At 66.5% G+C, this 25,971-nt stretch carries 25 protein-coding genes; 7 read left to right on the top strand and 18 right to left on the bottom strand.

Annotated elements, in window-relative coordinates:
* Positions 1 to 50: 50 nt before the first annotated feature.
* The 3 genes from H7A87_RS07570 to H7A87_RS07560 are packed head-to-tail and all read right to left on the bottom strand — an operon-like array spanning position 51 to position 2,235.
* On the bottom strand, positions 51 to 1,241 hold the full coding sequence (locus H7A87_RS07570; protein WP_119129047.1) for an efflux RND transporter periplasmic adaptor subunit: 1,191 nt from the start codon (positions 1,239 to 1,241) through the stop codon (positions 51 to 53).
* Positions 1,238 to 2,011: an SDR family NAD(P)-dependent oxidoreductase gene (locus H7A87_RS07565; RefSeq protein ID WP_039520429.1), complete on the bottom strand. Its 774-nt coding sequence runs from the start codon at positions 2,009 to 2,011 to the stop codon at positions 1,238 to 1,240. Before H7A87_RS07565 ends, H7A87_RS07570 begins: the two co-directional genes overlap by 4 nt.
* Entirely contained in the window at positions 2,008 to 2,235 is a 228-nt protein-coding gene (locus tag H7A87_RS07560; protein WP_104648379.1) for a hypothetical protein, read from the bottom strand. The genes H7A87_RS07565 and H7A87_RS07560 overlap by 4 nt, the downstream gene beginning before the upstream one ends.
* A 128-nt stretch (positions 2,236 to 2,363) precedes the next feature.
* Between H7A87_RS07560 and H7A87_RS07555 the strand changes: the two genes are divergently transcribed.
* Entirely contained in the window at positions 2,364 to 3,398 is a 1,035-nt protein-coding gene (locus H7A87_RS07555) for a LysR family transcriptional regulator (RefSeq protein ID WP_104583349.1), read from the top strand.
* A 764-nt stretch (positions 3,399 to 4,162) separates the two neighbouring features.
* On the opposite strand, the gene H7A87_RS07550 is transcribed toward H7A87_RS07555, so the two are convergent.
* From H7A87_RS07550 to H7A87_RS07510, 9 genes are all read right to left on the bottom strand, one after another.
* Positions 4,163 to 4,888: an OmpA family protein gene (locus H7A87_RS07550; RefSeq protein ID WP_016902719.1), complete on the bottom strand. Its 726-nt coding sequence runs from the start codon at positions 4,886 to 4,888 to the stop codon at positions 4,163 to 4,165.
* A gap of 293 nt (positions 4,889 to 5,181) precedes the next feature.
* Positions 5,182 to 6,600, bottom strand: a complete 1,419-nt coding sequence (locus H7A87_RS07545; protein ID WP_119129046.1) for a deoxyribodipyrimidine photo-lyase — start codon at positions 6,598 to 6,600, stop codon at positions 5,182 to 5,184.
* Positions 6,601 to 6,702: 102 nt separating this feature from the next.
* Positions 6,703 to 8,130: a replicative DNA helicase gene (locus tag H7A87_RS07540; RefSeq protein ID WP_104583351.1), complete on the bottom strand. Its 1,428-nt coding sequence runs from the start codon at positions 8,128 to 8,130 to the stop codon at positions 6,703 to 6,705.
* A gap of 222 nt (positions 8,131 to 8,352) precedes the next feature.
* Complete coding sequence (locus H7A87_RS07535; protein ID WP_104648377.1) at positions 8,353 to 8,907, bottom strand: NADPH-dependent FMN reductase; 555 nt, start codon at positions 8,905 to 8,907, stop codon at positions 8,353 to 8,355.
* 74 nt (positions 8,908 to 8,981) lie between these two features.
* A complete protein-coding gene (asnB, locus tag H7A87_RS07530; RefSeq protein ID WP_119129045.1) occupies positions 8,982 to 10,922 on the bottom strand; it encodes an asparagine synthase (glutamine-hydrolyzing) in 1,941 nt (646 codons plus the stop codon).
* 31 nt (positions 10,923 to 10,953) lie between these two features.
* Positions 10,954 to 11,598, bottom strand: coding sequence for a glutathione S-transferase family protein (locus tag H7A87_RS07525; RefSeq protein WP_180496931.1), 645 nt, complete (start codon positions 11,596 to 11,598; stop codon positions 10,954 to 10,956).
* Positions 11,599 to 11,722: 124 nt separating this feature from the next.
* Positions 11,723 to 14,293 carry a DUF3857 domain-containing protein gene (locus H7A87_RS07520; protein ID WP_119129242.1) on the bottom strand — a complete coding sequence of 857 codons (2,571 nt, stop codon included), beginning with the start codon at positions 14,291 to 14,293 and terminating at the stop codon, positions 11,723 to 11,725.
* Between the two features lie 58 nt (positions 14,294 to 14,351).
* Positions 14,352 to 15,527, bottom strand: coding sequence for an acyl-CoA dehydrogenase family protein (locus H7A87_RS07515; RefSeq protein WP_180496930.1), 1,176 nt, complete (start codon positions 15,525 to 15,527; stop codon positions 14,352 to 14,354).
* Between the two features lie 161 nt (positions 15,528 to 15,688).
* Positions 15,689 to 16,480 (bottom strand): glycine zipper 2TM domain-containing protein, encoded by a 792-nt coding sequence (locus tag H7A87_RS07510; RefSeq protein ID WP_006451921.1) that lies wholly within the window; start codon positions 16,478 to 16,480, stop codon positions 15,689 to 15,691.
* 145 nt (positions 16,481 to 16,625) lie between these two features.
* Here H7A87_RS07510 and H7A87_RS07505 point away from each other — a divergent pair, with 145 nt between their 5' ends.
* On the top strand, positions 16,626 to 16,841 hold the full coding sequence (locus tag H7A87_RS07505; RefSeq protein WP_023903489.1) for a DUF6116 family protein: 216 nt from the start codon (positions 16,626 to 16,628) through the stop codon (positions 16,839 to 16,841).
* Positions 16,841 to 17,608 (top strand): TatD family hydrolase, encoded by a 768-nt coding sequence (locus tag H7A87_RS07500; RefSeq protein WP_119129043.1) that lies wholly within the window; start codon positions 16,841 to 16,843, stop codon positions 17,606 to 17,608. Before H7A87_RS07505 ends, H7A87_RS07500 begins: the two co-directional genes overlap by 1 nt.
* Before the next feature lie 46 nt (positions 17,609 to 17,654).
* Here H7A87_RS07500 and H7A87_RS07495 read toward each other — a convergent pair whose 3' ends face one another.
* Complete coding sequence (locus H7A87_RS07495) at positions 17,655 to 18,485, bottom strand: tRNA threonylcarbamoyladenosine dehydratase (RefSeq protein WP_104648373.1); 831 nt, start codon at positions 18,483 to 18,485, stop codon at positions 17,655 to 17,657.
* Positions 18,486 to 18,559: 74 nt separating this feature from the next.
* Between H7A87_RS07495 and H7A87_RS07490 the strand changes: the two genes are divergently transcribed.
* Both H7A87_RS07490 and H7A87_RS07485 read left to right on the top strand, forming a co-directional pair.
* A complete protein-coding gene (locus tag H7A87_RS07490; RefSeq protein ID WP_119129042.1) occupies positions 18,560 to 18,988 on the top strand; it encodes a hypothetical protein in 429 nt (142 codons plus the stop codon).
* A gap of 168 nt (positions 18,989 to 19,156) precedes the next feature.
* The gene (locus H7A87_RS07485) at positions 19,157 to 19,639 is read left to right on the top strand and encodes a glycine zipper 2TM domain-containing protein (protein WP_104583358.1); all 483 of its coding nucleotides are present in this window, start codon (positions 19,157 to 19,159) and stop codon (positions 19,637 to 19,639) included.
* 221 nt (positions 19,640 to 19,860) lie between these two features.
* Here the strand turns inward: H7A87_RS07485 and H7A87_RS07480 are convergent, their stop codons facing one another.
* Entirely contained in the window at positions 19,861 to 20,076 is a 216-nt protein-coding gene (locus H7A87_RS07480) for a cold-shock protein (RefSeq protein ID WP_003483561.1), read from the bottom strand.
* Positions 20,077 to 20,303: 227 nt separating this feature from the next.
* Between H7A87_RS07480 and H7A87_RS07475 the strand changes: the two genes are divergently transcribed.
* A complete protein-coding gene (locus H7A87_RS07475; RefSeq protein ID WP_119129041.1) occupies positions 20,304 to 20,789 on the top strand; it encodes a DUF456 domain-containing protein in 486 nt (161 codons plus the stop codon).
* Positions 20,790 to 20,996: 207 nt separating this feature from the next.
* A complete protein-coding gene (locus H7A87_RS07470; RefSeq protein WP_119129040.1) occupies positions 20,997 to 22,130 on the top strand; it encodes a phospholipase A in 1,134 nt (377 codons plus the stop codon).
* A gap of 166 nt (positions 22,131 to 22,296) precedes the next feature.
* On the opposite strand, the gene H7A87_RS07465 is transcribed toward H7A87_RS07470, so the two are convergent.
* The 4 genes from H7A87_RS07465 to H7A87_RS07450 all read right to left on the bottom strand — a co-directional run bounded on the left by H7A87_RS07465 (position 22,297) and on the right by H7A87_RS07450 (position 25,923).
* On the bottom strand, positions 22,297 to 22,935 hold the full coding sequence (locus tag H7A87_RS07465; RefSeq protein WP_180497000.1) for a carbonic anhydrase: 639 nt from the start codon (positions 22,933 to 22,935) through the stop codon (positions 22,297 to 22,299).
* 186 nt (positions 22,936 to 23,121) lie between these two features.
* Positions 23,122 to 23,757 (bottom strand): glutathione S-transferase family protein, encoded by a 636-nt coding sequence (locus H7A87_RS07460; RefSeq protein WP_119129039.1) that lies wholly within the window; start codon positions 23,755 to 23,757, stop codon positions 23,122 to 23,124.
* 28 nt (positions 23,758 to 23,785) lie between these two features.
* Entirely contained in the window at positions 23,786 to 24,319 is a 534-nt protein-coding gene (locus H7A87_RS07455) for a hypothetical protein (protein WP_232087947.1), read from the bottom strand.
* A gap of 86 nt (positions 24,320 to 24,405) precedes the next feature.
* A complete protein-coding gene (locus H7A87_RS07450) occupies positions 24,406 to 25,923 on the bottom strand; it encodes a fumarate hydratase (protein WP_164740114.1) in 1,518 nt (505 codons plus the stop codon).
* Between the last annotated feature and the right edge of the window lie 48 nt (positions 25,924 to 25,971).

Genomic DNA, 25,971 nt, shown 5'->3' with positions numbered 1-25,971 from the left:
AGCCGGCCTCGTTGCGAGGCCGGTGGTCACGGGTGCGATGCAGCGATGAATCAGTTCGACGCGGTGCGCTTGTCCGGTGCCGTGGCCATGGCAACGGGCTTGGCATCGACCGGCATGCCGGGCATGAAGATCTTCTGCACGCCATCGACCACCACGCGGTCGCCGGCAGCCAGTCCCTTGCGCACGATGCGCAGGCCGTCGGCATTGCGGCCAAGCTCGATATCGCGCCGTTGCGCCTTGCCGTCCTTGTCGACCACGTACACGTACTTGCGGTCCTGGTCGGTCAGCACGGCCTTTTCGTCGACCAGCATGGCCTTGAACTGGCCGCTGCCCAGCAACTGCACGTGCGCATACAGACCCGGCGTGAACTGGCGCTGGGCGTTGTCCAGCACTGCGCGTACGCGGATGGTGCCGGTGCTGCGGGTGACCTGGTTATCCAGGAAATCCACGCGCCCGGTGTGCGGGAAGCCCTGCTCGCCGACCAGGCCGATGCGCACCGGCAACTCGCCACCGCGCGCATCCGGGCGCTCGCCGTTGCGCGCCATCTGCGAATAACGCAGGAAGGTGCCTTCGTCGGCATCGAAGTACACGAACACCTTGTCCAGCGACACCAGCGTGGTCAGCACGCTGGCGCTGTCGCTGGCGGTGACCAGGTTGCCGGCGGTGACCATCGCACGCCCGGCGCGGCCATCGATCGGCGCACGCACGCGGGTCCAGTCCAGGTTGAGCTTGGCGGTATCCAGCGCAGCCTGCGCGGCCAGCAGATCAGCGTCGGCCTGATCGGCGGCAGCGCGACGCTGCTCCCAGGTCTCGGTGGAAATGGCCTGCTGGTCGGACAATTTGCGCGCGCGTGCCGCCTCGCTGCGGGCCAGCGTGGACTGCGTGCGTGCACGCACCAGCGCGGCGTTGGCGCGGGCGAATTCGGCGCGGTAGCTGCGGTCGTCGATGCTGAAGAGCACATCGCCCTTCTTCACTTCGGCGCCTTCGACGTAGTTGACCTTGTCGATGTAGCCGGACACGCGCGGGCGCAGCTCGACGCTTTCCACCGGCTCGATGCGGCCGCTGAATTCGTCCCACTGGCTGATCTCCTTCAGCAACACCGGGGCGACGCTGACGCTGGGCGGCGGCGGCGCGCCGGTCTCGGCAGCCTTGCTGCCGCAACCGGCCAGCACAACCGCGAGTACGGCGCCCGTCAACACAGTACGCAAGGGAAAACGGAACGGGGTGGCGTTCGGGGTCATGGGGAAATCTCTCGGGTGGGGATGGGAAAATGCAGACCGGCGAGCCGGTCGGCCGATGGAGCGGCGTGCAGGCGACGGCTGACGGTCACGATGGCTTGCCCGGGCTGGCCAGGCCCGGCGATCAGCGAGACCGCCGCGCGGCCGACATCCACGGCGCGGATCCATTCCGGACACGCATCCTTGGCACGGCCCGGCGTACACACCGGCTGCTCGACCGACAGCAGGTGCACGCGGACGCCGAGCGGCTTGGCTTCCTCGTGCAGGACCTGGGCGAGCATGCGGGTGGCGGCAGCGGCAATCGAGGTATCGCCGTGCGCGGCCCAGGCACGCAGCGCGCAGGGGCTACCCAGCAGCAGATAGCGGCCGCCGCCCTCGGCCTCGGCCAGCAGCGGCAGTAGATGCCGCGCGGCCGCCAGGTGCGGCAGCACGTCGCGCTCGATGCGGCGACGCAGCGCAGTGACCGGGCGGTCCAGCAGGCGGCCGGCCTTGAGCGGGCTGCCCACGCTGGCGATCACCGCTGCCAGCGGACGCGGGCGCTGGGCCAGTTCGCCGGCCAGCGCCTGCGCCGAAGCGTCGTCGGCGACCGAGCCCTGCAAGGTCTCCAGCAGCGGTGTGTGGCCATGCTGCGCGCGCAGCGCGTCGAGCTTGGCGGCGTCGCGTCCAATCACCAGCACCGGCATCCGGGCATCGAGCAAGGCGGCGACGATACCGGCGCCGACATTGCCCGCGCCGCCAATGACGGCCGTCTCGGATTGGACCATCCCGGTCATGGGACTTTCACTCCCGACATCGGGACAATTCCGCGCTGCGCCAGACGCGCCGACAGTCCGGTCCGCTGCGCAGGCGCCCCGCCGGCCTGACGCCTGGGCGGCGTCGAAAATGCACGTGAAACACTGGCACGCGGGCTTCTCGCCGCCGGAATCACGGGATCGAAGGCGCCTTCGATGGCGCTACGGGAGGCGGACGACACGCCGAACACATTGCACAACCACATGGCCGTGCTCCTGGATGGAGGGGATGGCGCATAAGTTAGGCCTCAAACCAGCACTTGATTAGTCCGGATTTAGGGGAATAATCGTCCCGTAAGCGGTCTAATCCCTCCTGACCCCGGAAGGCAGTCCCATGACTCACGATCTCAACGACACCCTGATCTTCGTCAAGGTGGTCGAACAAGGCAGCTTCATCGCGGCAGCCAACGCGCTTGGCCTGCCCAAGACCACCGTCAGCCGCAAGGTGCAGGAGCTGGAAACCCGCCTGGGTGCCCGCCTGCTGCACCGGACCACCCGCCGCATCGGCCTGACCGAAGCCGGCTCGGTGTACCACGAACACTGCCAGCGCATCGCGCGCGAACTGGAAGAGGCCGAGAGCGCCGTCGGGCAATTGCAGTCCGGCCCGCGCGGCTGGCTGCGTTTCACCGTGCCCTACTCGCTGGGCATCACCTGGATCGCACCATTGCTGGGCGAGTTCCATGCGCAATACCCGGAAATCCAGCTGGACATGCATCTGGGCAACGAGAAGCTGGACCTGATCGGCGGCGAAGCCGATCTGGCATTGCGCGTCGGCGCCCTGCCCGATTCCAATCTGGTCGCGCGCAAGCTCGGCAGCCTGCGCACGCAGGTGTTCGCCAGCCCGTCCTACATCGAGCGCTATGGCGAGCCGTTGCATCCGGACGAGCTGCAGTTCCATCGCACGCTGGCGCTGCGCAAGAACCGCAACGTGCACAACAACCGCTTTTTCTGGTCGCTCAGCGACGGCAGCGATGTGCGCGATTTCCCGGTCAATCCGTTGATGGTGGCCAACGATCCGGCTGCGCTCAATGGCGCGGTGCTATGCGGCGAAGGCTTGCTGCTGACCGGCGACGTGATGGCCAAGCCATTCGTGCAATCGGGTCTGGTCCGCCGGGTGCTTGCGGGTTGGACCGGGCCGGAGGTGGACTTCAACGCGGTGTTCGCCGGCGGCCGTCTGGTCTCGCCGAAAGTGCGCGCCTTCGTGGACTTCCTGGTGACGCGGATGAACTTCGATGCGGATTACATGATGGCGCAGTGCCCTGCGCGTCTGGCGGCACAGAAGGCCGACAACGATGCGAAGATCGAAGTCGGCGCAGACGCGCAATTGCGTGCAGAAGGCAAGCGCATCCTGGAAAACGTCACGGCGTAGTCCGTGCTCCATTATTCGCCCATAGGCGCAAGTCAAAAGCCTAGTTGATCGAGTGCGCGCTGCCCTTGTCGCTTGCGGGACACGCCGTGAATCCGTCCGTGGAGGCTCGGTGGCGGCATCCATGCCGCCACACGGTCCCGTAACCGGCAAGGACACTGCACCAGAATGGTGGTCGGCGGCCGTAAAACGCCGCTTTCCGCTCGACTTGCATCGGAGGTTGAGCCGGCGCTTCATAATCGAACGACGCGCATCAACGATTGCTCTTAACTGTGCACACCGACTATCCCGACTGGTCCTTGTCCGCCCACCGTCGCGGGACCTTGAGCGGCATGGATGCCGCGCCAGAGCCTACAGGGACGTACTTGCGGCGTGTCCTGCGATGGTGGGCGGGCAAGGGCCCTGCAGAAGACCCGCAGATCGGCAGCTTCGCACCCGACGCACCCACACCATCCAATCACCACAAAGGCGACCAAAACCCGAACTTCTGCGGTGATGGAATGTTCAATCCGGTTGACCTAGGTCGCGATGCTCTCCCCTCGCTTCTCCCTGCACGCCGTAAATCCATCCATGGAAGGATCCATTCCGCCCCATAGATCCCGCAACCGCAATGGAACCGCACCCGCCAAAACAGCACTCAAGAGACTTACGCGTCGCGCTTGATCAAAAAAATTCGCAGCGCAAAAAAAAACAGGCCGCTTTCGCGGCCCGTCTTGTTTACTCATCGCGGCTCGTCAATCGACTCGTCACGATTCAGTGCGGCACACTCAACGCATGCCGGTGTTGTTTCCGGCACCTTCGGAGCGCAGCGGAATCAGGCGGATTTCGACGCGGCGGTTCTGCGCGCGGCCGGCATCGGTGCTGTTGTCGGCAATCGGGTAGCGCTTGCCGGCACCCATGGTTTCCATCCGCTCACGCTGCACGCCCTGTGCGGTCAGGTACTGCGCGACCGCGCCGGCGCGTTCTTCGGACAGACGCTGATTGACCGCGTCGCTGCCCACGCTGTCGGTATGACCGACCACTTCCACCATGGTCTGGTTGTATTCGCGCAGCGTGGAGGCCACGCCATTGAGCGCGCTGTAGAACTGCGGCTTCAATGCAGACTTGCCGAAGTCGAAGGTGATGCCGTCGGGCAGGTTCAGGGTGATGTTGTCGCCCTGGCGCTGCACTTCGATACCGGTGTTGGCGGTGCGCTCACGCAGCGCGCGCTCCTGGCGATCCTGGTACTGGCCAACCGCCGCGCCGCTGAGCGCGCCGATGCCGGCACCCACCATCGCATGCTGACGGCGCTCGGTGGCGCTGTCGCCGGTCAGCAGACCAGCGGCCACGCCGATCGCAGTACCGATCAGCGCGTTGCGGCCGGTGCGATTCTGCTGTTGCGTCTGCTCGCCATATTGGTCGCGCTGCACATACGAGCCGCCGGTGGCGCAGGCGGACAACGCGATGGCGCTGGCCAGGGCAACGGCAAGGCTCTTGGTGGCTGCTGGGGACATGGTGTTCTCCTGTGGCCGGACCATCCGGCACTCAATCGTGTCGGCGAGGATAAACAGGCCAACGCGACTGGCGCATGATGAAACCGACCGCCGGCTGCATCTGGCTAGTGCTGCATTCAGGAAAACGTTTTCTGTTCAAAACTGCGCCTTACATATCTGCATCGTCTTCGTGCGTGTGCCACGCAACCGACGCAGCGCAAGCATGCGACGGCTCAGCCCTGCAAAAGAAACGCGCGGAGCTTGGGTCTCAGGTAAGTACGCAGCACCGTTGGCCTTCGCGCTGGCGCGCGTGCTTATCCGCGCGTTTTCGCATAGGCCGCCAACGCCGCGTCGCGGCCCTCGGCCAGGCCGATGACCGGCGTACGCGGATACTCCGGTGCCAGACGCGCCAACGACAACGGATGCAGCCACGGCGCGAAGCGTTCCTTCACCGCAAGCTTGCCGAGTTCCGGTAGCCAACGCGTGATGTAGGCCGCCTGTGGATCGAACTTCTCCGCCTGCGTGACCGGGTTGAACACGCGGAAATACGGCGCTGCATCGGCGCCGGTACCGGCGACCCATTGCCAGCCCATCGTGTTGTTGGCCAGGTCCGCATCCACCAAGGTGTCCCAGAACCAGCGTGCGCCCTCGATCCAGTGCACGCGCAGATGCTTGCACAACAGGCTCGCCACGATCATGCGCACGCGGTTGTGCATCCAGCCGGTGTGCCAGAGCTGGCGCATGCCGGCATCGACGATCGGAATCCCGGTGCGGCCGCGCTGCCAGGCCTGCAACGCGACCGGGTCCACCTTTGCCCAGTCGAAGCCTTCGAAGCGCGGGTTGAGATTCTGGTTGGTGGTATCGGGAAAATGGTGCAGCAGGTGATACGCAAAATCGCGCCAGCCCAATTGGCGGATATAGCCGTCGATCTCCGCCGCGTTGCGTGCGCTGCGATTGGCTTCCAGCGTGCTGGCGATCCGCCACGGCGCGATCTCGCCGAAGTGCAGATGCGGCGACAGCTGCGAGGTGCCAACCCGATCGGGCCGGTCGCGGTTTTCGCGGTAGCCGGACAGCGCACCGTCGATGAAGATCTCCAGCATCTCGTGCGCGCCGGCCTCGCCGGGCTGCCAGTGGTCCCAGAAGCCCCGGTCCCAGTCCAGCGTCGGCAGCAACCCGAGCGTCTCCACCGCCATAGTCTTCACTTGCACCGGCAACGGCGGCAGGCTGCGCGGTGCCGGCGCGGCAGCAGGCAATTGCAGCTGCGTGAGTGCGTTGCGCCAGAACGGGGTGAACACCTTGTACGGGCCGCCCTGCTGCGTCGCCAACTGCCAGGGTTCGAACAGCAGTGCGGAGTTGCAGCTGTGCACCTCGATCCCGCGCTCACGCAAGCTGCGCTTGATCTGCGCATCGCGCGGCTGTGTGGCCGGCTCGTACTTGCGGTTCCAGTACACCGCCACCGCCTTGGTCTGCGCAATCACCTCATCCAGTGCCTGGGCGCTGTCGCCGGCGCGAATGACCAGGCCGCTGCCCAGCGCGCGCAAGGCCGCATCCAGTGCCGCAAGCGAGCGATGCCGCCAGCTCCGCGAGGCCGCGCCCGGTGTCCACTCGCCTTCTTCGTGCGGCGCATCGATATACAGCGGAATCGGCTGGTGCCCCGCATCCAGCGCAGCCTGCAAGGCCGGGTTGTCTTCCAGGCGCAGATCGCGACGGAACCAGACGATGGCGTATGACATACAAGCTCGGCAGCGACGATGAGGCGCGCAGGATAAGCCAGCCGCTGCAACGATGGCGCGATGCCGCAGCGACGGATTGCCGCCCGGCACCACGCGCGACGCTTACTCGAAACTGCCTACCGAGTCGTGGGCCAGATTGTCGAAACGGGTGTATTCGCCGAAGAACTTGAGCTTGCACGAACCGGTCGGTCCGCCGCGGTGCTTGCCGATGATGATCTCGGCCAGGCCCTTGTCCGGCGAATTTTCCTTGTTGTAATAGTCGTCGCGGTAGATGAACACGATCATGTCCGCGTCCTGCTCGATCGCGCCGGATTCGCGCAGGTCGGCCATCACCGGGCGCTTGTCGGTACGTGTTTCCAGCGAGCGGTTGAGCTGCGACAACGCGATCACCGGCACGTTGAGTTCCTTGGCCAGGCCCTTGAGCGAACGCGAGATTTCCGAGATCTCGGTCGCACGGTTTTCGCTGTTGCCCGGCACCGACATCAGCTGCAGGTAGTCGATGACGATCAGCCCAAGGTCGTGCTCGCGCTTGAGTCGGCGGCACTTGGAACGCAGCACTTCCGGCGACACGCCCGGCGTGTCGTCGATGAAGATCTTGGTTTCCTTCAGCATCTTGATCGCGCCGGTCACACGTGCCCAGTCCTCGTCTTCCAGCGCACCGGTACGCAGCCGCTGCGCATTGATGCGGCCATTGGACGAGATCAGGCGCATGGCCAGCTGCGATGCCGACATTTCCATCGAGAACACCGCCACGCCCTTCTTGGATTTGATCGCGGCGTATTCGGCGATATTCAGCGCAAAGGTGGTCTTGCCCATCGCCGGACGCGCGGCCAGGATGATCAGGTCGGTCGGCTGCAGGCCGGAGGTCATCGCGTCGAAATCGTTGTAGCCGGTCGGCAGGCCGGTGATGTTGCCGCCGTTTTCGAAACGGCTGCGCAATTCTTCGAAGGCGTCCTTCAATGCGCCCGGCATCGCCACGAAGTCGGTGCGCCCTCGCGCGCCGGCCTCGGCGATCTTGAACACCGCCTTTTCCGCCGACGACAGCAACTCCACGCTTTCGCGGCCCTCGGGCTGGAAGCCGTCGTTGACGATGGTGGTACCCACTTCGATCAGTTGCCGCAGCACCGCCTTGTCGCGCACGATCTCCGCGTAGGCGGCGATATTGGCTGCCGAGGGCGTGGTGCTGGCCAGCTCGATCAGGTAGGCGCCATCGCCCACCTGTTCCAGCTTGCCTTGCGATTCGAACCACTCGCCCAGGGTCACCGCATCGAAGGGGCGGTCCTTTTCGTTCAGTTCGCGAATCGCGCGGTAGATCAGGCGATGATCGCGGCGGTAGAAATCGTTGTCGGTCAGCTGGTCGTTGACCCGGTCGAACGCCTCCGGCGCCAGCATCAGCCCGCCGAGCACGGCCTGCTCGGCCTCGACCGAATGCGGCGGCACCCGCAACTGGTCAAGCCGCGGCTCGGGACGATCGTAATCGTCGTCGCGATCGCGATTGCGCTTGGAACGGAAACCAGGACGAGCAGACATGGACAAACAGACCTGACACGAGGGAGACGGAGGCAGGAAGCATAGTCATCGGCGACGCCGACGACCATGCACAACTCTGTGGATAACTGGTGGACAGCCGGTGCATCACCGTTCTACGCGGCAGCTGTCGCAACCGCCGAGACGCCTGCGGTGCCTGGGTTTTCGCCGCACCACCGGCCGCCATTGGCGGCCGCCTCCAGGCGCACCACCGCTGTGGTCAACTCAGCGCTTGAACTGTTCGGTCAGGCCCAGGAAGGCGTCGACAAAGCCCTGCAGGAACTTGCGGCTGTCGGCGTTGGCAATCTGGTTGTCGGCCCCGAACAGCCCGTCCTTGTACTGCAGGAAAACTTCCGGCTGGCCGAGCACATGCATGTCCAGATACGACAACACATTGCGCAGATGCTGCTGCGCGGTGGCGGTGCCGATCGCCCCGACCGAGATGCCGACCACGGCAGCCGGCTTGCCCGCAAAGGCGCTGTCGCCGTAGGGACGCGAGCCGGTATCGATGGCGTTCTTGAGTACGCCGGGAATCGAGCGGTTGTATTCGGGAGTCACGAACAGCACCGCATCCGCCGCCCGGATCTGCTGCTTCAGCCGCGTGCCTTCAGCCGGAAAATCGCCGTCGCGGTCCTGGTTGTACAGCGGGATGTCGCCAATCTCCAGATACTCGAACACCGCCTTGTCGCCGGCCAGATGCTCCAGCGCGTGCGCCAGCTGGCGGTTATAGGACGCTGCACGCAGGCTGCCGACCAGCACGGCGATGGTGATCTTGCTCATGGGAACGCTCCATTGGGGAATCAGCGCCCGACTCTAGTCAGCCTAGCGCTCATACCCGGTGAAGCGCGGCCGCCTCAGCGGCCGATTGCGGCGCGTTGCGTGCGCCAGTGCGCCTGCCAGGCCTGGAACATCAGCACCGTCCACAGATGGGTATGCCATTTGCGCTCGCCGCCATTGAAGTCGCGCCATAGCCCGGCCACGGTGTCGGCAGCGAAAACGCCGTCGCGCTCCAGGGTGGCGTGCGCCAGCAGATCGTCGGCCCAGCCATGCAGATCCCCGCGCAGCCAGGCGCTCACCGGCGCGCCGAAGCCGCGCTTGCCGCGGTAGACCATCGGCTCGGGCAGATACCGGCACAGCACGCGCTTGAGCAGGTACTTGCTGACTCCGTCACGGTACTTCAGCGACAGCGGCAGCGACCAGGCGAACTCGGCCACGCGCCAGTCCAGCAACGGCGCGCGCGCTTCCAGCCCCACCGCCATGGTGGTGCGGTCCACCTTGCACAGCAGGTCATCAGGCAGATAGGCGGCAAAGTCGGCCAGCATCATCGCGTCGGCCGGCGTGCCGGAGCCGTGCAGCGGGTCGGCCAGGCTGTAGAAACTGTCGGGCTCGGTCGCGCCCAGCACCACCGCGGCCGGATCGCGCCAGCGCGAAATGCGGTTGCGATAGATGTCGCCGATGCCGCGTGCGCCGGCCTCGGCCACCAGCGCGGCCAGGCCGCCGGTGCGCGAGGACTCGCCGTTGCGGCGTGCCGCCAGCGCCATCAGCCGCCGCAGCGGCCCCGGCACCAGCCCATGCATGCGCCAGTTGCGCAGCGCACGCTGGTACCGGCCGTAGCCGAAGAACAACTCGTCGCCACCATCGCCGGACAGCGCCACCGTCACCCCGCCACGCGCCAGCCGTGCGACCAGCGCGGTCGGCACCTGCGAGGCATCGGCGAAGGGCTCGTCGAACATGTCCGGCAGGGTCGGCACCACCGCCAGCGCGTCGGTGCCGCTGACATACAGCTCGGTGTGGTCGGTGTGCAGATGCGTGGCCACTTCGCGCGCCAGCGGCGCCTCGTCGTGATGCGAGCCTTCGAAGCCGATGCTGAAGGTGTGCACCGGCTGGGTGCTCTGCGCCTGCATCATCGCGGTGACGATCGACGAATCGGTGCCGCCGGACAGGAACACGCCCACCGGCACGTCGGCCACCATGCGCAGCGCCACCGCATCGCGCAGCACCGCATCGAGCTGTTCCTCGGCCTGCACATCGCTGCCGGTGAACGGCGCCGCCAGTGCGCGCTGCATCGCTTCGCGTGCGTTCCAGAACGGCTGCTGCGCCTGGTCCGGCCGATGCGCCGCCGCGCCGGCCGCCACCATCTGCGCATCCAGCCGCAGCACGCGCCCGGGCATCAACTTGAAGGTCCGCTCGTGGATGCAGGCCGGCGCCGGGATGTAGCCCAGCCGCAGCAGCAGGGTCAGCGCATTGCGATCGACGCCGTTATCGAACTCCGGGTGCTGCCACAGCGCCTTGAGTTCGGAACCGAACACCAGCGTGTCGCCGGCCCAGCCGTAGTACAGCGGCTTCTTGCCGACGCGGTCGCGGGCCAGAGACAGGCAGTTGTCGCGCTCGTCCCACAGCGCCAGCGCGAACATGCCGTTGCAGCGGGTCAGGGTGTCGTCCAGCCCCCACTCCACCACCGCCGCCAACAGCACTTCGGTATCGGAATGACCACGGAAGCGGTGCCCGAGCGCGGACAGGGCCGCGCGCAACTGCGCGAAGTTGTAGATCTCGCCGTTGTAGGCCAGCACATAACGGCCATCGGCCGAGCGCATCGGCTGATGGCCGAGCGGCGACAGATCCAGGATGCTCAGGCGTTGATGCGCAAGCGCCACGCCGGCCTGCGCATCGCACCAGGTGCCGGCATCGTCGGGGCCGCGATGACGCAAGGCGGCCCCCATCGGCCGCACCAGGGCGTCGAGTTGTTCGCCATGCATGCGTGGCGAGGCCAGCAGCAGTCCAGCCAATCCACACATCGTCAGTGCTCCTGCCGGCAGCGCATGCCACTCATGCCGTCACCGCGCCGGGTGCCGGTGCCGGCATTGCGATGAAACCAGGTACTGCCTGCACACGCTGCAGCCAGGCACCGATCGCCGGCCAGCGCTCCAGATCGAAGCCGCCGTCCTCGGCGCAATGGGTGTAGGCAAACAGCGCGATGTCGGCGATGCCGTAGTCGCTGCCGGTGAACCAGCGGTGCTGCTGCAGATGCTGTTCCATCACCGCCAACGCCTGCTCGCCGCGTGCGCGCAGCTGCGGCAATTCGACGCGGCGCGCGGCATCGCGCGGCGTCCACAGGCTGATGAAACGCGCCCCCGCCACATACGGCTCATGGCTGTACTGCTCGAAGAACATCCAGCTCAGGGCCTGCGCACGCTGCCACGCGTCGGTGGGCAGATACGGGGTGCCTTCGGCCAGCCAGAACAGGATTGCGTTGGATTCGACCAGCACGCGGCCGTCGTCGCGCTCCACCATCGGCACCTTGCCATTGGGATTGATGGCCAGGTACGCGGGCGTGCGGGTTTCGCCGGCGACGCTGTCGACCTCGACCCAGTGATAGCGGCTGCCCAGTTGCTCCAGCAGCAGGCGCACCTTGTAGCAGTTGCCGGAACTGGACATGCCATGGACGGTCAACGGGGGACGCACGCTCGACATCAGGCTGGCTCCGCGGCAGCAACGAGGGGCTGGCAGTGTCACAGCCCCGGGAGTCTTTGCAAAGCCCTGCGCCGATTCTGCCGCAAGGCGTGGCCGCGGCTGCGTGCGCCGCGGGCGGCGCGCCTCAGCGCATCGCCACCAGCGCCACCGGCACCCCCAGCACGGCAATCAGCATGCCCAGCACCGACAACGTCAATGCCAGCGCACCAAAGGCACGCGCCCGTGTACCGCCGGTCGCACCGGCGACCGCCTGGACCGCCGCGATCGACCACCACAGCCCGCCCAGCAGCATCAGCAGCACCGCCATGGCCAGCTGCGCCAGCCTGGCTGGATCATGCACGCCGGTGCCGAACAGCACGCTATCGCCGCCGAGCGCGGCCAGCGCCGCCAGCAGGCAGACCAGCCATGGCAATGCGCTGCCCAGCAGCGCCGGCAGCAACGCACCGACCTGTGCGACACCGCCCATCCAGCGCAGCATCCGCTGCAGCAGCACGCAGCCCACCAGCGCGATGGCCAGCATGATCACCACGGCGATGGCGTGCACCCACAGCGGCCGCGGAGACACCCACATCCAGCTCGAGAGCACGACGACCAGGCCGAATACACACCACGCGCTCCAGCGCGCACCGGGCTGCGCGTGCAAGCGCTGCGCAACGGTGTGCGGATCGAACAGCATCCCGCCCAGGCCACCGCCGCGCCACCAGGCCAGGCATGCCAGCACCAACACGACCAGCGCCAGCAGCCCGGCCAGCGGATAGACGAAGACGTGCATCTCCAGCGGCTGTCTGCGCGGGTACGGCTTGAGATCGTGATTGAAGTACAGCAGGTCGCGGGCACGCTCCATGTCGGCGGCCGCACGCTTCACGCCGCTGGCGGGGATGCGGTCGGACAAGCGCTGCCACTCGCCAACGATGACGATGCGCCCCTGGTGCATGGAGACCGTGCGCGAGAACCGGAACCACGGGTTGGCGACCACCTGCGTATCGGCCTCGACCTGCACCGCCGGATCGACCCGCACCCGCACGGTCTGCCGCGCCAGCCGCGGGCCGTCCAGTGCCAGCGGGCTCTTGCGCGCCGTGGCGGGCAAGGTGTCCATCCATTCGCCGAGCTGGAACAGCGGGAAGCCGACTTCGTCGCCCTCGTCGGCCGGCCACTCCAGGCGATAGGCCTCGTGCGTGCGTACGTTCAGTCGATCGGTCGCGTCGATGGTCGGCACGCCGACCTGGGTCAGCGCGCTGTAGTACTGCTGCATGAATTCCAGATAGTGTTCGCCGACCGCCTGCGCGCCGTTGTCGTCGAAACTGGTCGCCACACGTTCGCCGCGCCCCTGCCGGTACGTCGTGTCCACGCTGAAGGTCGCCACGCGCTGCGGCTTGCGCAGCGACACCGCGATCTCCTCGTCCACCTCGATCAGCGGCAGCGTCGGCATCGGCGATGGCACCGCCACCAGGTCGCGCTGGCCGGCCATCACCGGCAGGCCACGCACGAACGGCAACGGCAGCCGTTGCGCAAGCGGGCCCTCTTCGCGATCGCGCGTGGCATCCACCCATACCTCGCCCTGCGGCAGGTGCGCGCGTACCACCACATGATCGAAGGCATACGGACTGGGCAAGCGCAGATCCAGTCCATGGCCCTTGTCGCTGCTGACCAGCACCGGCTCGGCGCGGATGCCGGCCAGCTGCAGCAGCGCAATCAGCAGCGTGGCCTTGTCCTTGCAGTCGCCATAGCGGTTGCGCAGCGTCACCTCCGGCGTATGCGGCGCGTGCGAGTTCTCACCCATGTCCAGGCCGACGTAGCGGATTTCGCCCTGCACGAAGGCCACTGCACGCAGCAGTGCGCCCTGCGGCTCGTCGCTGCGCAGCTGCAGGCTCTGCACCATGCCCTCGGCGGCGCGTGCGTCCTTGAACGCGCGCGGATACAGCTGCGCTGCCCACGCCGCCACCGTTTCCCAGTTGCCGGCCGTGGAGACTTCGATCAGGCCATACGGATCGACATCCTCCGGGGCGTCTTTTTCCTCCTGCACCGCGGGCAGGTCGCGCGCTGCAATGTCCAGCGTCGCCACGTCGCCGGCGCGGCTGACGTTGCGGCTGAAGCCTGGCGCGCTCACCCGCCACTGCAATCCCATCCCGGCGGGATACCGCACGCGCACCCGGCGCTCGCCCAGCGGTACGCCGTAGCGCGCGTCGAACACGTCGTAATAGCCCTTGCCGAACACCGGATTGCTGCCGGTGATGGTCACCCCATAGTCGACCCGGTCGCCCACGCGCAGGTCCGGCAAGGTGATCGACAGCGTCAGCGCGCCATCGATCAGGCCCTCTTCCAGTCCGCTTTCGCGGCGCAACCTGGCATAGTGCGCCTGTGTGCGCATGTCGATGCGCCTGCCGTCGCGCCAGACCTCCAGGCTGTTGAGCGCCAGCTGCTGGTATTGCGGCTGGTAATCGATGGAGATCTGCCCGGCTTCGTCCAGGCTCTTCGCACGCTGCACGGTGTAACTGAGGCGGCGATAGGCCTGCGGCGCGGCGCCGGTCAGGTCGACCTGATCGGACACCAGTGCATAGCGCAGCCCGCTGGTACCGGGCACCTTGTCGGGCACCGCATCGGCGATGACCCAGGCCGGTGGCGGCGCCATGCGCGGCGCCTCGCTGGCCTGTGCCGGTGCGATCGCGCTCGCAACCACCGCCAGCACGCAGAGCATCCAGGACACGCCACGCAGGCGCCGCCTTCCATCCTTGTCGATCAACACCCACTCCTCGTCAAAACGCATTGAGTCCCGTCAACGCACGCCCGACCACCAACTGATGCACGGTCTCGGTGCCCTCGTAGGTGATCACCGATTCCAGGTTCAGCGCATGCCGGATCGCCACATGCTCGGTGGTGATGCCGGCCGCGCCGAGCAGGTCGCGGCACTCGCGCGCCACATCCAGGGCCATGCGGCAATTATTCCATTTTGCCAGCGAGATCTGTTCGGGCCGCAGCTGGCCGGCTTCCTTCAGCCGCCCGAGCTGCAGTGCCAGCAGCTGCGCAGTGGAAATCCGCCGGGCCATGTCGGCCAGCTTGATCTGCGCGCTCTGCGTGGCCGCCAGCGGCCGGCCGAACAGGATGCGCTGCCCGCTGTAGGCCAGCGCCTCGCGCAGGCAGGCCACCGCCGCACCGATCGCACCCCAGGCAATGCCGTAGCGCGCCTGATTGAGGCAGTTCAACGGCGCCTTCAGACCGGCCGCGTTCGGCAACCGCATCTGCTCCGGCACATAGACATCGTCCAGGAACAGGCCCGAGGTCACCGACGCGCGCAGGCTCATCTTGTGCCCGATGTCCTGCGCACGGAAGCCGGCGCTGCCGGTCTCCACCAGAAAGCCGCAGACCCCGTCATCGGTATGCGCCCAGATGATCGCAATGCCGGCGATGCTGCCGTTGGTGATCCACATCTTGGACCCGTTCAAGCGCCAGCCATCGCCCTGCCGTACCGCGCGCGTGGTCATCGCGGCCGGGTCCGAGCCACCCTGGGCTTCGCTCAACCCGAAACAGCCGATCAGACGCCCCGCTGCCATCTCCGGTAGCCAGCGCTGGCGCTGTTCGTCGCTACCGTAGGCATGGATCGGGTACATGCACAGCGAGGACTGCACGCTGACGAAACTGCGCAGGCCGCTGTCGCCGCGCTCCAGTTCCTGGCAGATCAATCCGTACGCCACCGCGCCCAGGCCCGCGCCGCCATCGCGTACCGGCAGGCTGGCGCCCAGCAGGCCGAGCTCCGCCAGTTCCGGCACCCATTCGCGCGGGAAGCGCCCTGCATCGAAGGCGTCGCCGATCGCCGGCAGCACCCGCGTGTCGGTGAAGCGCGCCACCGCATCCTGCACTGCCCGCTCTTCATCGGTCAGCAGCGCGCGTACATCGAACAGATCATCGGGACGTACCGGCATGTCGGATTCCACTGCGGGAGAAGCAACGATTATCAGCCAGTTGCCGGCCGGACATGGCGGCGCCCGTGCAGCGCACGGGATGCACCGTTGGCGCCTGGAAACGAAAAGAGCCGGCAATGCCGGCTCCTTTCTTGCTACTGCAGCGCGATCCCGGGTGGGTGGCTGCCAGCGATTTACTGGCGCGTGCTGCCCGCATCCACACGGACGCCGCGGTCACCGGCCGTCGAGGCGGTCTGGGTCACCAGTTGACCATCAACCACCGGCAGGCGGTCGCTGGCCGGCTTGTCGTTCATGCGTACGGTCTTTTCGAAACCGTCGTAACGGTAGGTCACGTCGTAGGCCACCACGTTGTCGGCATCGCCCAGCGAGATGCGCTCGCCCGGCTTGCTGTCCATGCGCATGGTGCCGGTGGTGCCGTCGGCATTGCGGTAGGTCACGTCGTAGCCCACCACGCGCGAGGACTGCGAATTGGCGTTTTCGGTATGGCACTGGCGCTCGGTGCGGTCCACCACGCGGCCACCGACATGGTTGCGGTCCACGCGATTACCGACCATGCCGCCACCGACCGCACCGGCCACCGTGGCCAGCTTGCGGCCGTTGCCGCCGCCGACCTGGTTGCCGAGCAGGCCGCCGATCACCGCACCGGCGACGGTGCCGCCGACATTGCCATCGCGCTCGGGCAGACGTTCCTGCACCACCACGTCGCGGCAGACTTCACGCGGCGAGGAGCTGGTGGTGGTTTCGCGGATGGCCGCGCTGTTGACGACCTGCGCGTACTGCGGCTCGCGCTCAGTGATCGGTGCCACCTTGACCACGTCGGCGTATTCCAGACCACGCGGTGCCGGCTCGCCGTTGGCGACGAAATCGCCGGATGACGGGCGATTGTTCATAAAGGCAGCAGTGGCCACGCCTCCGACCAGCAACGCACCAGCAGCGACCAGTATAGTTGTCGTATTGCTCTTCATGATCCAGCTCCGTGCGGACACGCCGCGTTGTTGACGGCGTGATTCCAGCACGTGAACCCTGAACAAAAACGCCCTCGCTCATGAACGCCGCAGTTAAGTTCAGCTAGCGGTTACTTCATGCGCTTCTAACAGCCGGAGCATTCGCATGCGCAACCCCATCACCTCGCGCGCCCTGGACTGGGCCAGCAAGCTGCGCTACCCCACCTTGTTCAAGCTGGCTGCGGCGCTGTTTCTGGTCGACCTGGTGCTCCCGGACCCGATCCCGTTCCTGGACGAGCTGCTGTTCGGCCTGACCACGCTGTTACTCGCCAACTGGAAGACCCGCAAGGCACCGCTGCCCGCGCCGGTGCGCCGCGATTGATGCAGCTGGTCGATAGCCACTGCCATCTGGATGCCAGCGAGTTCGACCACGACCGCGCCGCGGTGATCGCGCGCGCGCAGGCGGCCGGTGTCGTGCAGCAGGTGATCCCGGCGGTCACCGCCGCCAGCTGGCCGCAGCTGCGCAGCGTCTGCACCCAGGCCCCCGGCTTGCACCCGGCCTACGGGCTGCACCCGATCTTTCTCGATCAGCACCACCCCGACCATCTGGAACTGCTGGCCGACTGGATCGAGCGAGAGCGCCCGTGCGCCATCGGCGAGTGCGGGCTGGATTTCTATCTGGACGGGCTGGACGCGCAGATGCAGCGCGAGTATTTCGACGGGCAACTGCAGCTGGCCAGGCGCTTCGACCTGCCGCTGATCGTGCATGCGCGGCGCGCCACCGAAGAGGTCATCGCCCGCATCAAGGCCGTGGGCGGCCTGCGCGGTGTGGTGCACAGCTTCGCCGGCAGCCCCGAACAGGCACGGCAATTGTGGAAGCTGGACTTCCTGATCGGCCTGGGCGGCCCGGTGACCTACCCGCGCGCCAACCGCCTGCGCGGCCTGGCCGCGACGATGCCGCTGGAGTGGCTGCTGCTGGAAACCGATGCGCCGGATCAGCCCGACGCCAGCATCCGCGGACAACGCAACGAGCCGGCCTGCCTGCGCACGGTACTGGACTGCATCGCGCAGCTACGCGGCGAGCCGGCCGAGCGCATCGCCGCGCAGACCACCGCCAACGCGCGGCGGTTGTTCGGGTTGCCGGGCTGATACCGGTACGCGCTGCAGGCGAAGTGACGCAGCGCGAATGACGCCATCAGCCTGCAGCGGCCTCGGCCGCCGGCGACGCGGTCGTGGCCCGCTTCGGCTTGAGCAACATCTCCAGGGCCTTGCCCACCGCGACAAACGCAAAGGTGCCGGTGATATGCGTGGCCGCGCCCAGCCCGGCGCCGCAATCCAGCTTGAGCGTGGCGTCGGCATCCAGCTGCGGGCGGATGCCGCAGACGCTGCCATCGGCCTGCGGATATTTGACGTTTTCCAGCGAGTACACCGCCGGCACGCCGAAATAGCGCTGCGGATTCTTGGGGAAGTTGAACTCGCTGCGCAGCTTCTTGCGGATCAGCGCCAGCATCGCGTCGTGCTCGGTGCGCGAGACATCGCGTACGCGCACCAGGGTGGGATCGGTGCGCCCGCCAGCGGCGCCCACCGTCAGCAAGGGCAACTTGCGTCGGCGGCACCAGGCGATGGTTTCCACCTTCACCCGGAAGCTGTCGCAGGCATCGATCACCAGATCGAAGTCATCGCCGAGCAGCTGTTCGATATTGCCGGCGGTGAGAAACGCCTCCACCGCATCGGCCTGGATCTCCGGATTGATCGCCAGGCAGCGTTCGGCCATCGCGCGCGCCTTGTTGCGTCCGTACTGCCCTGCCAACGCCGGCAGTTGCCGGTTGGTGTTGGACACGCACAGGTCGTCGGCATCGATCAGGCGGATGTGCCCGACGCCGGTGCGCGCCAGCGCCTCGACCACCCACGAGCCCACGCCCCCCATCCCGACCACCGCCACGCGGCAGGCGGCCAGCCGCTCCACCGTGCCGACTCCGTACAGCCGGTCGATACCGGCAAAGCGTTCACGCCATTGTGCTTTCATCGGCCTATTTTACGCGCGCCGCTCAGCGCGCGCCCATCGACATACTGATGTCCGCGTCCACCGGAGTTCCGTCCATGCCCGCCCCACCCACCGAACAATCGCGCGCCTCCCGCTATGCGTTCCTGCTGGTGCTGGGCATCCTGATCGGGCTGGTCGGCACGGTGATGGTGGCGCGCGTGCTGCAGGCCACACGCAATCCGGTGCCGGACAGCCTGATGCAGGTGATGGCTTACCAGCTGCGCGCCTTGCAATCCGACGCCAATGCCAGCTGCGATGCCACACGCCAGCGAGCGCGGCTGCAATCGCTGCGTCTGCTTGCCGACGAACTGGAACCGGCGTTTCCGGACATCGGCGAAGACCGGCGCTTCGGAGCGCATGCCAGCGCCCTGCGCACCGTCCTGGACCAGGCACGGCGCACGCCCCCAGCCGATTGCGCCGCGCTTGCCGCAGTCAGGACACAGATCAATGACGCCTGCGAGGCTTGTCATCGCGACTTCCGCTGACCCGGCATCGCGCCACTGCATTGATGCGCGCGGCAGCGTTGGTGAACAGGACGCTCGGGTTTCGTTAAGCCTGGAGTGATGCAGTTGGCAGACCGTTCACCCGGACCAACACAGGATGACGTCGCCGCGGCCCTGACCGCTTTTTTCGAACCACCCCGGAGAGACCTCATGAAGACCCGACTGCTCGTCATTGGCCTGGCTGCAACCGCGACGCTGGTTGGCTGCGCCACCTCCCAGCCCCAGTACGGCAGCTATCGCGGCGACCGCGGCTACGACCAGGGCTACTCGCAGCCGCAGGCACGCTGTGTGGATTGCGGCATCGTGACCCGCATCGATGAAGTCGGCCCGACCCGCAGCGCTCCCACCGGCACCGGCGCGGTGCTCGGCGGCATCGTCGGCGCGGTGGCCGGGCGCCAGATCTCCAAGGAGACCGGTGGCAGCAAGGGCAACAAGAACGTCTCGGCGGTGGCCGGTGCCGCCGCCGGCGCGGTGGCGGGCAATGCGATCCAGAACAACGTCACCAGCGAGAGCTTCGATGTGCAGGTGCGCATGGACGATGGCCGCGTCATCGTGGTGAACCAGCGCGATCTGGCCGGCGTGCGCGAAAACGCCTATGTGCGTGTAGTCAACGGCAAGGTCGTGCTGCGCTGATCGACGCACGCAGCCGGAGCGCCAGCACAACGACGGCGCGCATCGTCAGGTGGGCGCGGTTGGCCGCCGGAACCGGCATGGACCACGCGTGCATTGATTGCTCCGCACCTGCCTGACAACTGCTCGCTACATTCGATTCGCCAGCGTCGGCGAGACGACAGAAAGGCCCGGCAACGGGCCTTTCTGCTGTCTGCACGATGGCCTGCCGTGTCGCGCCTCGCTCAGACCACCTGCACCGCGTCGGCCTGCAGGCCCTTCTGTCCCTGCACGACGGTGAAGCTGACCTTCTGGCCTTCCTTGAGGCTTTTGAAGCCCTGGATCTGGATCGCACGGAAATGGACGAAGACGTCCTCGCCGTTTTCGCGACTGATGAAGCCAAAGCCCTTGGCATCGTTGAACCACTTCACGACACCATTCTCGCGTTCGATATTGGACATCTCGACTGACTCCCTACGACACTGTGATGGACTGACGGTGGTGGCTGTGATTGCAAGGAGGAAGCGAGGTACAAGGATGTAGCGGATCGAACGATCTACCGCATCAGGCCACGATTCACGGTGACCGTTGCAAACAGCAGCGCTGGCAACTTAACCCGCACAAAACGAATTTTCAAGCAGGTCTTGCACAATTTTGTCAAGCCTGAAACGGGACATTTTTGAACCTCATGGATACGACCGTCGTCTACTACTTCCTGGCTGGCGTGCTGGTACTGATCGGCCTTGCCGGGGTCGTCCTGCCAGCACTCCCGGGCCTGCCACTGGTGTTCGCAGGACTGCTGGTGGCCGCCTGGGCCGATGGCTTCGCCCATGTCGGCTGGGTGGCGCTGGTGATCCTGGGCCTGATGACGGCGTTGTCGTTTGCGATCGACTTCCTCGCCACCGTGTACGGCGCCCAGCGGGTGGGTGCCAGCAAGGCGGCATTGTGGGGATCGGTGATCGGCTCGGTCGTCGGCATCTTCTTCATGCCGATCGGCCTGTTCGTCGGCCCGTTCGCCGGCGCGTGGCTCGGCGAATACTGGCAGACCCGCAAGTCCGACCAGGCCACCAAGGTCGGCATCGGCACATGGCTGGGCATCGTGTTCGGCACCGCGACCAAGCTGGCGCTGGGCCTGTGCATGCTGGGCGTGTTCGCCATCGCCTGGTTCTTCTAGCGGCTCGCGACGGCCCGACAACGAGCACTTGTTTGCGTGCAGGCTCGTCCTGACGAGGACGGCGCAAGCGTTCGTCGGCTGCCGACGTCCTTCAATTGCAGCACCGCCAGGATGTTATGCCACCGTGTACACATCGCGTATGCAGGCGCGACCGTTAAGCTTCGAATCTGACGCGCCTGCCTGGCGCCTTCTTCGGCCAGACTGCCCATGTCCAAACACCGCACCCGTCCCCTGATGCTGATCGCCCTGGTGGCCGCGCCGCTGGCGCACGCCCAGGAAATCGCCCCCACTCCGGCTTCGCCGCAGGCCTGCACCTCCGTCACCTCGGATGCGGCGCGGCTGGCCTGTTACGACCAGGCGCTGGGCTACACGCCGCAATTGACCGCCGAGGCCGACGCCGCCGCGCAGATCGCCAAGCAGAAGGAGTCCAAGCCGCAGGATGAGCGCGCCATCAGCCGCGTTGGCGATTTCTTCCGCGCCGATGGCCAGGACCAGCCCAAGGCCGAGGCAGTTGCCAATGCCGGCCGCGGCTCGTTGCTGGATCGCCGCTGGGAGCTGGCCAAGGATTCCAAGCTGGGCACCTTCCAGCTGCGCGGTTACAAGCCGGTCTACCTGTTGCCGGCGTTCTGGACCAGCGATTCCAACCGCACCCCGCAGTCGCCGAATCCGGCCAACTCGGTGTCCACCCCGCAGCAACTGGACAGCACCGAACTGAAGTTCCAGCTCAGCTTCAAGACCAAGGTGGTCGAGGATCTGTTCGGCGACAACGGCGACATCTGGATGGGCTACACCCAGAGCTCGCGCTGGCAGGCCTACAACAGCGATGCCTCGCGCCCGTTCCGCGAAACCAATTACGAGCCGGAAGCGATGCTGGTGTTCCGCAACAACTACAGCCTGTTCGGCTGGAAGGGCCGCATGAGCGGCATCAGCATCAACCACATGTCCAATGGCCGCGAAGATCCGCTGTCGCGCTCCTGGAACCGGGTCATCCTCAACATCGGCCTGGATCGCGAGAACTGGGCGCTGACGTTGCGCCCGTGGTTCCGCATCAAGGAAGACCGTGCCGATGACAACAATCCCGATATCGAGGATTACATGGGCCGTGGCGATGCCACGCTGGTCTACAACAAGGACGGGCACGAAGTGGCGTTGATCGCGCGGCATTCGCTGCGCGGCGGCGACCGCTCGCACGGCTCGGTGCAGCTGGATTACGGCTTCCCAATCACCAACCTGCTGCGCGGTCACGTGCAGGTGTTCGACGGCTACGGCGAAAGCCTGATCGACTACAACCACAAGGCCACCTACATCGGCCTGGGCGTGTCGTTGCTGGAGTGGTTCTAAACAGGTCGCGTTGCTGCAGTGAGCAACGTCCAGCCTCATTGAAAAGCCGGCATGCGCGCATGCCGGCTTTTTACTTATGCGATTGCGGGTAGACAAACAGCGCAGCAGACCGTGCTGCGCCGTGCTCATGAAACGGCTTTGCTGGATGACGCGGTGTTGGCGGCGATCAGACGTCGAAGAAATCGACCTTGCCATCTTTCAAGGTGTAGTACGCACCGACCACGCGGACATTGCCTGCACGCAACGGTTCGAGCAGCGCCGGTTCAGACGCGCCCCGCAGGCGGTCCACGGTGCGCTTGACGTTGGCCTTGACCGAGGCCGCCAGCAGGTCGTCGCCGCCCTTGCTCTTGGCGGTCAGCACGGCCGGGACGATGGGCTCGATCATCGCGCCGATCGCACCGGGGAAGAAGGCGTTCTGCTCCACCACCGACACCGCCGCAGCAACCGCGCCACAGCTTTCGTGGCCCATCACCACCACCAGCGGCACGCCGAGCTGGCTGACCGCGTATTCGATCGATCCCAACGCGGTGGTGTCGACGGTATTGCCGGCATTGCGGACGATGAACATCTCGCCCAGGCCACGCCCGAACAGCAACTCCGGCGGCACCCGCGAATCCGAGCACGACACCAGGATCACGAACGGGGTCTGCCCCAGCGCCAGTTCCAGACGGCGCTTGCTGTCGGAAATGACCTTTTTGGGGCGGTTTTCCACGAACGCGGCATTGCCGTCACGCAGGATCTGCAAGGCCTGCTCGGCATTGAAATCGGTCTTCTTCGACGGCGCCGCGCCCGCGGCAAACGGCAGTGACGCGGCGGCGGCGGCAATCGGCGCACAACAGGCGCATTGCAGCAGTTTTCGACGGGATGCGGAATGCGACATGGACGAGCCCCTGCTCTCTGGTTGTCTCGCGATCGTACACCGGGGCAGGCGCGGCACCATGGCCCGGCGCGGGCTTATGTCGACACGATTTCGCAACCCGCGCCCCCGGGTTCAGGTCCAGTCCGTCAGACCCTCGCGGCGATAGGTTTCCTGAAATGCCGGCCGGGCTTTCATTCGCTGCGCATGCGCCTGCAGGGCCGGCCAGGTGTCGCTGGGCCGGGGCATGTTGCGCGACCAACGCATCAGCATGGTCAGCATGAAATCGGCCGCGGACAGGGTCTGGCCCAGCAGATACGGACCATTGGCCTGCAAGTGCGCGTCGACCTGGGCCCAGGCCGCTTCGAGCCTGGCGCGTGCCTGGGCCTGCACGGCATCGGCATGCGCGGCGCCGGCCGGCTCGTCCGGATAGAACCAGGCCCGGTAGGCCGGCTGCAAGGTGTTGGCGCAGAAGAACATCCACCGGTAGTACGCCGCCCGTGCCGGCGTCCCCGGCGGCGGTGCCAAGCCAGCCTGCGGATGCAGGTCGGCCAGGTGCAGCACGATGGCCGCCGCTTCGGTCAGCACCTGCCCATCCATCACCAGCGTCGGCACCACGCCGGCCGGGTTGAGTGCGAGATACGCGGGGGATTTCTGCTCGGCGCGCTCGAAATCCAGCGGATGCAGCACGTGCGGCACATCGAGTTCGATCAGCAGCCAATGCACGACCAGTGCGGCAGTGCTCGGGGCGTGGTACAGCGTCGTGGTCATGCAGACTCCCTCGTTAGTTGGTGCAGAACTAGTTGGTACAGGAACGCAAGCAGGCGAGCTTGTGCGGTTCACAGCGATTGACATCGCTCTGCTGGGTGCAATCGAACACCTGGGCCATGCAATTGGCCCGCTGCGCCGGATTCTGGGTGGCGTCGCAGCTCTTTCCGCGTGGTGCCACCGCCATGCGGCAGCTGCTTTCGCTGGGCCGGTCGGCGGCGCACTGCGCGGCGCGGCGGTTGCACTGCGCGATGCAACGCTCCATCGCCGAGGGGCCGTCGAAGCGCGTTGCGGTGTCGCTGGGCTTGAGCGGCTTTTTCTCGGCAAACGGTACTGGCGCGGCGGGTTGCGGCGCATAGTTGCCGGACGGGAACAGCACGGTGGGCGGGGTCCTTTGTTGCGCTGCCAGCGGCAGGCTGGCGCACACCAGGACGGCAAGGCAGATGAGACGGAGCATTCCTGTTCTCCTGAGGGTGCCGGCATGTAGGCCCCGAGCATAGCCCGTTCCTGCTGGGCCGTCCGCCACCGACGTGAGACACGCATGCAGGCGTTTTTTCCAGGACACAGGCACCGCGTGCGAACAGCAGGCACGCGCAGCGCCCAAACCGAAAACGGCGACGCAGTGCACGTGCGTCGCCGTTCCAGGTTTACTTACTCCACCACCACCGGAATCTTGCCGATGCGCGATTGCCACTGGCGCGGGCCGGTCTTGTGCACCGACTCGCCGGTGGCATCCACCGCCACCGTCACCGGCATGTCCTTGACCTCGAATTCGTAGATCGCCTCCATGCCCAGATCTTCGAAGGCCAGCACGCGTGCGGCCTTGATCGCCTTGGAGACCAGATAAGCCGAGCCGCCGACCGCCATCAGGTAGACGGCCTTGTTGTCGCGGATCGCATCGATGGCGGCATCGCCGCGCTCGGACTTGCCGACCATGCCCAGCAGGCCGGTCTGCTCGAGCATCTGGCGGGTGAACTTGTCCATGCGCGTGGCGGTGGTCGGGCCGGCCGGGCCGACCACTTCGTCGCGCACCGGATCGACCGGGCCGACGTAGTAGATGAAGCGGTTGGTGAAGTCGACCGGCAAGGTCTCGCCGCGGTTGAGCATGTCGATCATGCGCTTGTGCGCGGCATCGCGGCCGGTCAGCAGCTTGCCGTTGAGCAGCACCACTTCGCCCGGCTTGAAGCTGGCCACGTCCTCGCGGGTGATGGTGTCCAGGTTGACCCGGCGCGCATTGGTCGGGTTGTAGGTGAGCTTGGGCCAGTCCTCCAGCGACGGCGGATCCAGCATCACCGGGCCGCTGCCGTCCAGGGTGAAGTGCGCGTGCCGGGTGGCCGCGCAGTTGGGGATCAACGCCACCGGCAGGTTGGCGGCGTGGGTCGGGTAATCCTTGACCTTGATGTCCAGCACCGTGGTCAGGCCGCCCAGGCCCTGCGCGCCGATGCCGAGCGCGTTGACCTTTTCGTACAGTTCAAGCCGCAGTTCCTCGGCACGGTTGGAGGCGCCGCGCGCCTGCAGGTCGACGATGTCGATCGGCTCCATCAGCGCTTCCTTGGCCAGCAGCATGGCCTTTTCCGCAGTGCCGCCGATGCCGATGCCGAGCATGCCCGGCGGGCACCAGCCCGCGCCCATGGTCGGCACGGTCTTGAGCACCCAGTCGACGATGGAGTCGGACGGGTTGAGCATGGCGAACTTGCTCTTGGCCTCCGAGCCGCCGCCCTTGGCCGCGACGATCACCTCGACATGGTGGCCGGGCACGATCTTGGTGTTGACCACCGCCGGGGTGTTGTCGCGGGTGTTGGTGCGCTTGCCGGCCGGGTCGGCCAGCACGCTGGCGCGCAGCTTGTTGTCGGGGTGGTTGTAGGCGCGGCGCACGCCTTCGTTGACCATGTCCTCCACGCCCATCGTGGCGTCGTCCCAGCGCACGTTCATGCCGATCTCGAGGAACACCGTGACGATGCCGGTGTCCTGGCAGATCGGGCGATGGCCTTCGGCGCACATGCGCGAGTTGATCAGGATCTGCGCGATGGCATCCTTGGCCGCCGGCGACTCTTCGCGCTCGTAGGCAGCGGACAGGTTCCTGATGTAGTCGACCGGGTGGTAGTAGCTGATGTACTGCAACGCGTCGGCGACGGACTGGATGAGGTCTTCCTGCTTGATCGAGGTCACGGCTGGCTCTACGGCTGGCGGGGGCAATCCGGCCATTTTAGTCGAAAC

The organism is Xanthomonas sp. CPBF 426 (assembly GCF_903989465.1).
Classification (GTDB): Bacteria; Pseudomonadota; Gammaproteobacteria; order Xanthomonadales; family Xanthomonadaceae; genus Xanthomonas; species Xanthomonas euroxanthea.
Note: the sequence above shows the minus strand (reverse complement) of the source record. Positions and strands in the feature narration are given on the sequence as shown.